General features: G+C 44.5%; 6 protein-coding genes and 1 pseudogene. All 7 read left to right on the forward strand.

Going from position 1 to position 6,471, the window contains the following annotated elements; genetic code table 11:
- Positions 1-297, forward strand: a pseudogene (locus V512_RS14775) (hypothetical protein); the annotation flags it as partial.
- A gap of 181 nt (positions 298-478) precedes the next feature.
- Positions 479-1,459 (forward strand): LacI family DNA-binding transcriptional regulator, encoded by a 981-nt coding sequence (locus tag V512_RS12540; RefSeq protein ID WP_099830798.1) that lies wholly within the window; start codon positions 479-481, stop codon positions 1,457-1,459.
- Complete coding sequence (locus V512_RS12545) at positions 1,452-2,945, forward strand: sugar ABC transporter ATP-binding protein (RefSeq protein ID WP_099830799.1); 1,494 nt, start codon at positions 1,452-1,454, stop codon at positions 2,943-2,945. The genes V512_RS12540 and V512_RS12545 overlap by 8 nt, the downstream gene beginning before the upstream one ends.
- The gene (locus tag V512_RS12550) at positions 2,942-3,865 is read left to right on the forward strand and encodes a ribose ABC transporter permease (RefSeq protein ID WP_099830800.1); all 924 of its coding nucleotides are present in this window, start codon (positions 2,942-2,944) and stop codon (positions 3,863-3,865) included. The genes V512_RS12545 and V512_RS12550 overlap by 4 nt, the downstream gene beginning before the upstream one ends.
- A gap of 51 nt (positions 3,866-3,916) precedes the next feature.
- On the forward strand, positions 3,917-4,795 hold the full coding sequence (locus V512_RS12555) for a D-ribose ABC transporter substrate-binding protein (RefSeq protein ID WP_099830801.1): 879 nt from the start codon (positions 3,917-3,919) through the stop codon (positions 4,793-4,795).
- 57 nt (positions 4,796-4,852) lie between these two features.
- Positions 4,853-5,764 (forward strand): ribokinase, encoded by a 912-nt coding sequence (gene rbsK, locus V512_RS12560; protein WP_099830802.1) that lies wholly within the window; start codon positions 4,853-4,855, stop codon positions 5,762-5,764.
- 300 nt (positions 5,765-6,064) lie between these two features.
- The coding region (locus tag V512_RS12565) for a hypothetical protein (protein ID WP_099830803.1) at positions 6,065-6,471 on the forward strand (407 nt) is incomplete at its 3' end.

Below are 6,471 nucleotides of genomic sequence, written 5' to 3' on the forward strand. Positions count from 1 at the left end.
AAGAGGTTTCTTGAAGGGAATGGCAAGTATATCGAGTACCTAGGGCTGAAGACGATACCATCATTCCAGACCTTGTGTCGAAGAGCCAAATGGATACCTCTTCATGAAATAGTCCAGAAGATAACTAAACTCTTCACAGATCTGGAAGGGCTCGAAAGGAAAGAAGTTGCGGTAGATTCGTTCGTAAGCGGTCATGTAAAGGCTCTACAGCACAGAGAAGAAGGAAGAGAGGGAAGTATAAAGACCAGGAGGCCACTTTGCTGTGCTGCGACTTATTATACCCACTTTTGTTTTTAACTCGCGACGATACATGAACTAGAATGAAGAAGCATAGAAGAGTAACTAATCAATAATCACCTCATGTCTCAGCTGAACGTTCATGATAATGTGTGAATAGACTTGGCTATTACAATACGAGTGTGTTTATATTACTGTGTAATCGTTTACGCAAACGTTTACAGGAGGATTTAAGGTATAAATGAAGAGTAAGATAAGCATACGTGAAGTAGCGGAGAAGGCGGGAGTTTCGACGGCCACAGTCTCCAGAGTTCTCAACAAAAGTCTTTATGTAAGCCCTGAGCTTGAAGAGAAAGTCAATAGGGCCTCTCAGGAGCTTGGTTATGTCCCCAACAGACTTGCCAGAAGTCTCAGGATCGGTAGTAGCGGCATGATAGGCTTCCTTATCCCCGATATTGTGAATCCCTTCTTCTCCCAAATAGTAAAGGGAGCCGAAGATTATCTGCGCGTGAAGGGGTATTTCATTTTTCTTGTCAGTTCATCAGGTGATCCTCTAAAGGAGGAAGAACTTCTAAAGGCACTGTATTCAAGGAATATCGAGGGAATTGGCGCAATACTCCTTGGAGAGCTTCCCGAGTCTATTAAGGCCATTTCATCTCACCTACCGATCGTGATTATCGATAACTATCAAGATTGGGAAGGGGTCTCTTATGTCTTTTCAGACAATTACGACGGAATGAGAAAGATGATGGATTATCTTATCAGAGCTGGTAACAAAAGCTTCGCTTTTTTAAGTGGTCCCGTAAATACCTTCTCCTCCAGAGAGAGGTTGAGGGCATTTGAAGATGCTATCTCAGAAGAAAATAGTGATTGCGAGATACATTTTGGAGACTATACCTTTGAGAGTGGTAGAGAGATGTTGAGAAGACTCAAGAGAATACCCAATGCCATAGTATGCGGCAACGATATGATAGCATTCGGAGCGATGATGGAGTTGGCTGAAATGAAATATGATGTGCCTAAAACCGTTTCGGTTACTGGATTTGATGACATACTCTTCTCAAGGATGACCAACCCAAGGTTGACAACCGTTCGGCAGGATGGATACGCTATGGGTAAGGCGGCCGGTGAGATGCTTCTGAGAAAGATCAGCGGTCAAAAGACTAGCAGCAAGGTCCTTCTGAAGACCTCGCTTCAAATCAGGGAGAGTAGCAATGGATGAGTTCATTCTCAAGATGGAGGGTATCTCCAAGAGCTTTCCCGGTGTAAAGGCGCTGGATAGCGTCAGTTTCGATCTGAAGAGAGGAGAGATTCTTGCTCTGATAGGCGAAAACGGTGCCGGCAAATCAACTCTCATGAAGATTCTGAGTGGTGTTTACAGACAGAATGAAGGGAAGATAATTCTCGAGGGCAATGAAGTTCGCTTTGAGAGTCCTTCAGATGCCATAGCGCATGGAATAGCAGTAATCTATCAGGAGTTGAATCTCAGCGAGGATCTAACTGTTGCAGAGAACATATATCTGGGAAGAGAGAGTAGCTCCTGGTGGAATCTTAATCGCAGGAAACTCAGAAGAAGGGCCGAGGATCTTCTGAGATCACTCAACTTTCCAGTGCCTGCGGGCACGACAGTTAAGAAACTCAATGTTTCCGAAAAACAGCTTGTCGAGATCGCCAGAGCCTTGGCTTCCGATGCAAAGATAATCGTTATGGATGAACCTACTGCAACAATAACAGAGCATGAAACGGCGATACTTTTCAGACTTATGAGAGAGCTCAGAGAGAAGGGCGTTTCGATAGTCTTTATTTCTCACAGACTTGAAGAGGTTTTCGAAATAGCCGACAGGGTTACGATATTGAGAGATGGATCGTTCATATCTTCCGGTCCTACGGAAAGCTATACTGGCGATCGTTTGATAAAGGATATGGTAGGAAGAAGAATCGACGATATGTTCCCAAAAGAGAATCTTGTGACCGAAGAACCCGTTTTCATGGTTGATGGGCTTTCGGTATCTGGACATTTCGAAAATGTCTCTTTCGAAGTGAAAAGAGGCGAAATCTTCGGAATAGCGGGGCTTGTGGGTTCAGGTAAGGGAGCAGTTGCCCTTGCCATATACGGTGGCTTAAAGGCTAGTGCAAACAGGGCCGAGTTATCCAAAAGACCATATCCTATTCCCATAAGGCCGGACAGAGCACTGGCAAGAGGAGTTATTCTCATACCCGAAGATCGCAAGACACAGGGATTAGTAATGCCTTTGAGTATAACAAAAAACGTTGTGCTGCCAAATACGGAACTTGTAAGTAAGCTAGGTAGCATTAGCTGGAGAGCGAGTAAGAGACTTGCTGAAGCGATGATAAAGAGACTGACTATAAAGACACCTTCTCCAGATCAGAGGATTAATAACCTTTCTGGAGGGAATCAACAGAAGGTAGTTCTGGCAAAGGGACTCATTAAATCTCCTGAACTCGTAATCTTCGTTGAACCAACCAGGGGAATCGACGTTGGAGCAAAGGTTGAGGTTTACCGCTTGATGAATGAACTGGCGAATCAGGGTAAGGGAATCATCATGATATCTTCTGAGCTGCCAGAAGTAACCAGTATGAGCGACAGAGTGCTCGTAATGCACCGGGGTCGACAGGCAGCCATATTCGAAAGGAAGGATATTAATCAGCAGAACATCATTTCTGCGGCAATGGGAGGGCAAAGATGAAGAAAACCCTCAGCCTTTTGAGAAGGTTTCCGATCGTTGTCGGTTTTGTTGGAATTGTTCTTGTGTTCAGCTTTCTAAGCGATAGATTCTTTACCGTTTCGAATTTCATGAACGTTCTCAGACAGGTCTCTATAAACGGAATAATTGCATTTGGGATGACCTTTGTAATAATCTCTGGAGGGATAGACCTTTCAGTAGGTTCGATATTCGCTTTCTCAGCAGTAGTCGGGGCAAGTGTTATTAAGAACACTTCTCCTCTGCTTGGAATTCTGGCTGCGCTCGGAATAGGTGCTCTTATGGGTGCATTCAATGGTGTAATCATTGCCAAAATGAAACTTCAGCCCTTCATAGTAACTCTTGCCACTATGGCAATTGCCAGAAGTCTCACTCAGGCTTTCACTCAGGGAAGGCCTGTAACAGGTTTTCCGGCAGGTTTCAGGGAAATCGGGCGCGGAGAGATCTTCGGAATTCCTGTGCCTGTGTTAATAATGCTTGGAGTATTTGCTCTTGCCTGGTACCTTCTCTTCAATACGAAGCTGGGTCTATACACTTACTCAATAGGTGGAAATGAGCAGGCGACAAAGTTAAGTGGTGTGAAAGTAGATAGATATAAGATTGTTATTTACATTATAAGTGGGCTTCTTTCTGCACTGAGTGCGCTTATTTTGACAGCAAGACTAAATAGCGCCCAGCCCATATTTGGAGAGGGTTATGAGTTGGACGCCATTGCCGCAGTCGTTCTGGGAGGAACGAGTCTCTCCGGTGGAAAGGGGTCGATAGTCGGAACGGTTTTTGGCATCATGGTTCTTGGAATAATAAACAACGGTATGAATCTAGTAAATATCTCACCATTCTACCAGCAGGCAGTAAAGGGAGCCGTAATACTCCTGGCAGTTATGGCCGAAAGTAACAACGATTGAGCGATCTTATTAAAGGCCTTCAAGGCCTATTTTTGATAAGGAGGTACTGAAATGAAGAAACTACTTGTAATTACCTTTGTTCTGGTAGTAGCGTCAGCATTTCTCTTTGGAGCAACGTACAGAATTGGACTCTCTCTATCCACTCTCAACAATCCGTTCTTTGTAACACTTAGAGACGGAGCTCTTGAAGCAGCGGCCGGTCTAGGAATAGAAGTTATCGTAGCCGATGGTCGCGATAACCCTGCAAAGCAGCTAAGCGATATCGAAGACTTTGTGCAACAGAAACTGAATCTAATAATCATTAACCCTACTGACAGCGATGCTATCGTCACTGCAGTAGAGGAAGCTAACAAGGCTGGGATTCCTGTAATAACGGTTGACAGAGGAGCTAATGGCGGAAAAGTAGTTGCGCATATTGCTTCGGATAATGTTGCGGGCGGCATGATGGCCGGTGAGTACGTTGCAATGCTACTCAATGGAAAGGGGAACGTAGTTGAACTTGAAGGAATCGTTGGAACATCGGCTGCGCGAGACCGTGGTCAGGGCTTTGGTGCAGCTATTTCAAAATACCCGGGCATCAAGATAGTTGCAAAACAGGTTGCAAACTTCAACAGAGCCGAAGGACTTGTAGTAATAGAGAACATCCTTCAGGCGAATCCAAATATAGACGCTGTGTTTGCTCACAATGACGAGATGGCTCTTGGAGCAATCGAAGCCATAAAAGCCGCCGGTCTTCTAGACAAGATCAAAGTCGTAGGTTTCGATGCCATTGATGATGCCGTTGCGGCCGTAAATGCAGGCGAAATGGCTGCTACTGTTGCTCAGCAACCATTTGTTATGGGCCAACTTGCCGTTGTCAAAGCGTTCGAGTATCTGACTATCGGTACGATTTATATCCCCGTAGATCTCCAGTTGGTAACGCTGAAGTAATTTGGATTAAAAGGCCGGGGGGCGTGATCTCCCTCCGGCTTTTTTATGGAGGCCTTTATGATAGCAGTTATTGGAAGCAGTAACGTCGACATGGTAATAAACGTAGACAAATTCACTATGCCCGGCCAGACTCAGAAAGGTTTGGAACTTTCCTACTATCCAGGAGGCAAGGGCGCAAATCAGGCAGTAACGGCCAAATCGCTTGGTGGGGACGTATTCTTCCTGACTTGCCTGGGAAACGATGGAAATGCCCAGATGATGAAGAGAGAGCTTGAAGCTATTGATCTTGGACACGGAATAAGACTTGTAGATTCTCCAAACGGAGTTGCATTGATAGAGGTTGCAAGATCAGGAGAAAACAGGATAATAGTATACCCGGGTGCAAACTCTCGACTGTCTCCAGAGATTATCGACGATTCAAGAGAGAGTTTGCTAAAGGCTGACATTCTTCTGCTACAAAATGAAATCCCCTTCAAATCGTCTCTATACGCAGCAAAGCTCTTCTACAAAGCCGGAAAGACCGTTATCTTCGATCCTGCGCCGTCAAGTAATATAGATAAATCGATTCTACAATACGTAGATATTATTACCCCGAACGAAACGGAGATGGCTGAGCTTACGGGACCGTCGCTCTGTATTGAAGAAGCCGCCGTGAAGCTTCTTGAAATGGGATGTGAGAATGTTCTGCTAAAGAGAGGGGAAAAAGGAGTTCTCTTCACAGGAAGGTCTAGAAGTCTAGTTGTTCCGACTTTCAGAGTAAAAGCTGTTGATTCAACCGCAGCTGGTGATGTCTTCAATGGCGCCTTCGCCTGCTCGCTTGACAGAGGACTGGATCTTCACTTTTCTCTCAAGTACGCCTGTGCAGCCGCGGCTTTATCTGTTACCAAAAGGGGAGCCCAGAGGTCAATTCCAAGAAGTGAGGATATCGAAAGTCTCCTTTTTGAACGAGGGTTCGAGAGTTATCGGTAGTCTTTTTGAAAGACCTGATTGCTTCTGAAATTCGAACAATCCTAGAAGTTTCTTCTCTGTTCAACTCTCTTCGAGATTAAGTTTCAGGCCGTTCGTCATTTTGACTGATGCTGATTTGATCTCGAAATAACCTTCAAGTGTTAGAATCAAATATAAATCGAATTGCTATTACTCCAATGGTTCTTTTGAGAGCTTGATTCGTTCCGCTTCTTATAGCGCTTATGGATACGGTATTTCTGTATACCCTTAGTGTGTCTCGAAAAGAGGGTCTCCAAAAGATTCAATAGTGGTACCATTGAATTGACTAAGAACCGGAAAAGAGGCCTAAACAGATGTTATCACAAGGGATGGAGAAAAAGGGAAGCATTTAAGGTACTGGATAACCTGTACAAGTTCATGGTTAAGGGAACTGTAAAGAAAGTAAGTAGAAGAAACAAAGAGTACGATGAAACAACGATATTGAAGTTGCTGGTACTGCTGACACTTGCAAAGAAATCGTATCGAAGAGCAAAGAGGTTTCTTGAAGGGAATGGCAAGTATATCGAGTACCTAGGGCTGAAGACGATACCATCATTCCAGACCTTGTGTCGAAGAGCCAAATGGATACCTCTTCATGAAATAGTCCAGAAGATAACTAAACTCTTCACAGATCTGGAAGGGCTCGAAAGGAAAGAAGTTGCGGTAGATTCGTTCGTAACAGGTCTTTA

The organism is Mesotoga sp. Brook.08.105.5.1 (assembly GCF_002752635.1).
In the GTDB taxonomy this organism is placed as follows: Bacteria; Thermotogota; Thermotogae; order Petrotogales; family Kosmotogaceae; genus Mesotoga.

Bases quoted from the DNA above. Each gene is read 5' to 3' on its own strand.
- V512_RS12540 (WP_099830798.1), top strand. From the start codon at position 479: ATGAAGAGTAAGATAAGCATACGTGAAGTAGCGGAGAAGGCGGGAGTT.
- V512_RS12545 (WP_099830799.1), top strand. From the start codon at position 1,452: ATGGATGAGTTCATTCTCAAGATGGAGGGTATCTCCAAGAGCTTTCCC.
- V512_RS12550 (WP_099830800.1), top strand. From the start codon at position 2,942: ATGAAGAAAACCCTCAGCCTTTTGAGAAGGTTTCCGATCGTTGTCGGT.
- V512_RS12555 (WP_099830801.1), top strand. From the start codon at position 3,917: ATGAAGAAACTACTTGTAATTACCTTTGTTCTGGTAGTAGCGTCAGCA.
- rbsK (WP_099830802.1), top strand. From the start codon at position 4,853: ATGATAGCAGTTATTGGAAGCAGTAACGTCGACATGGTAATAAACGTA.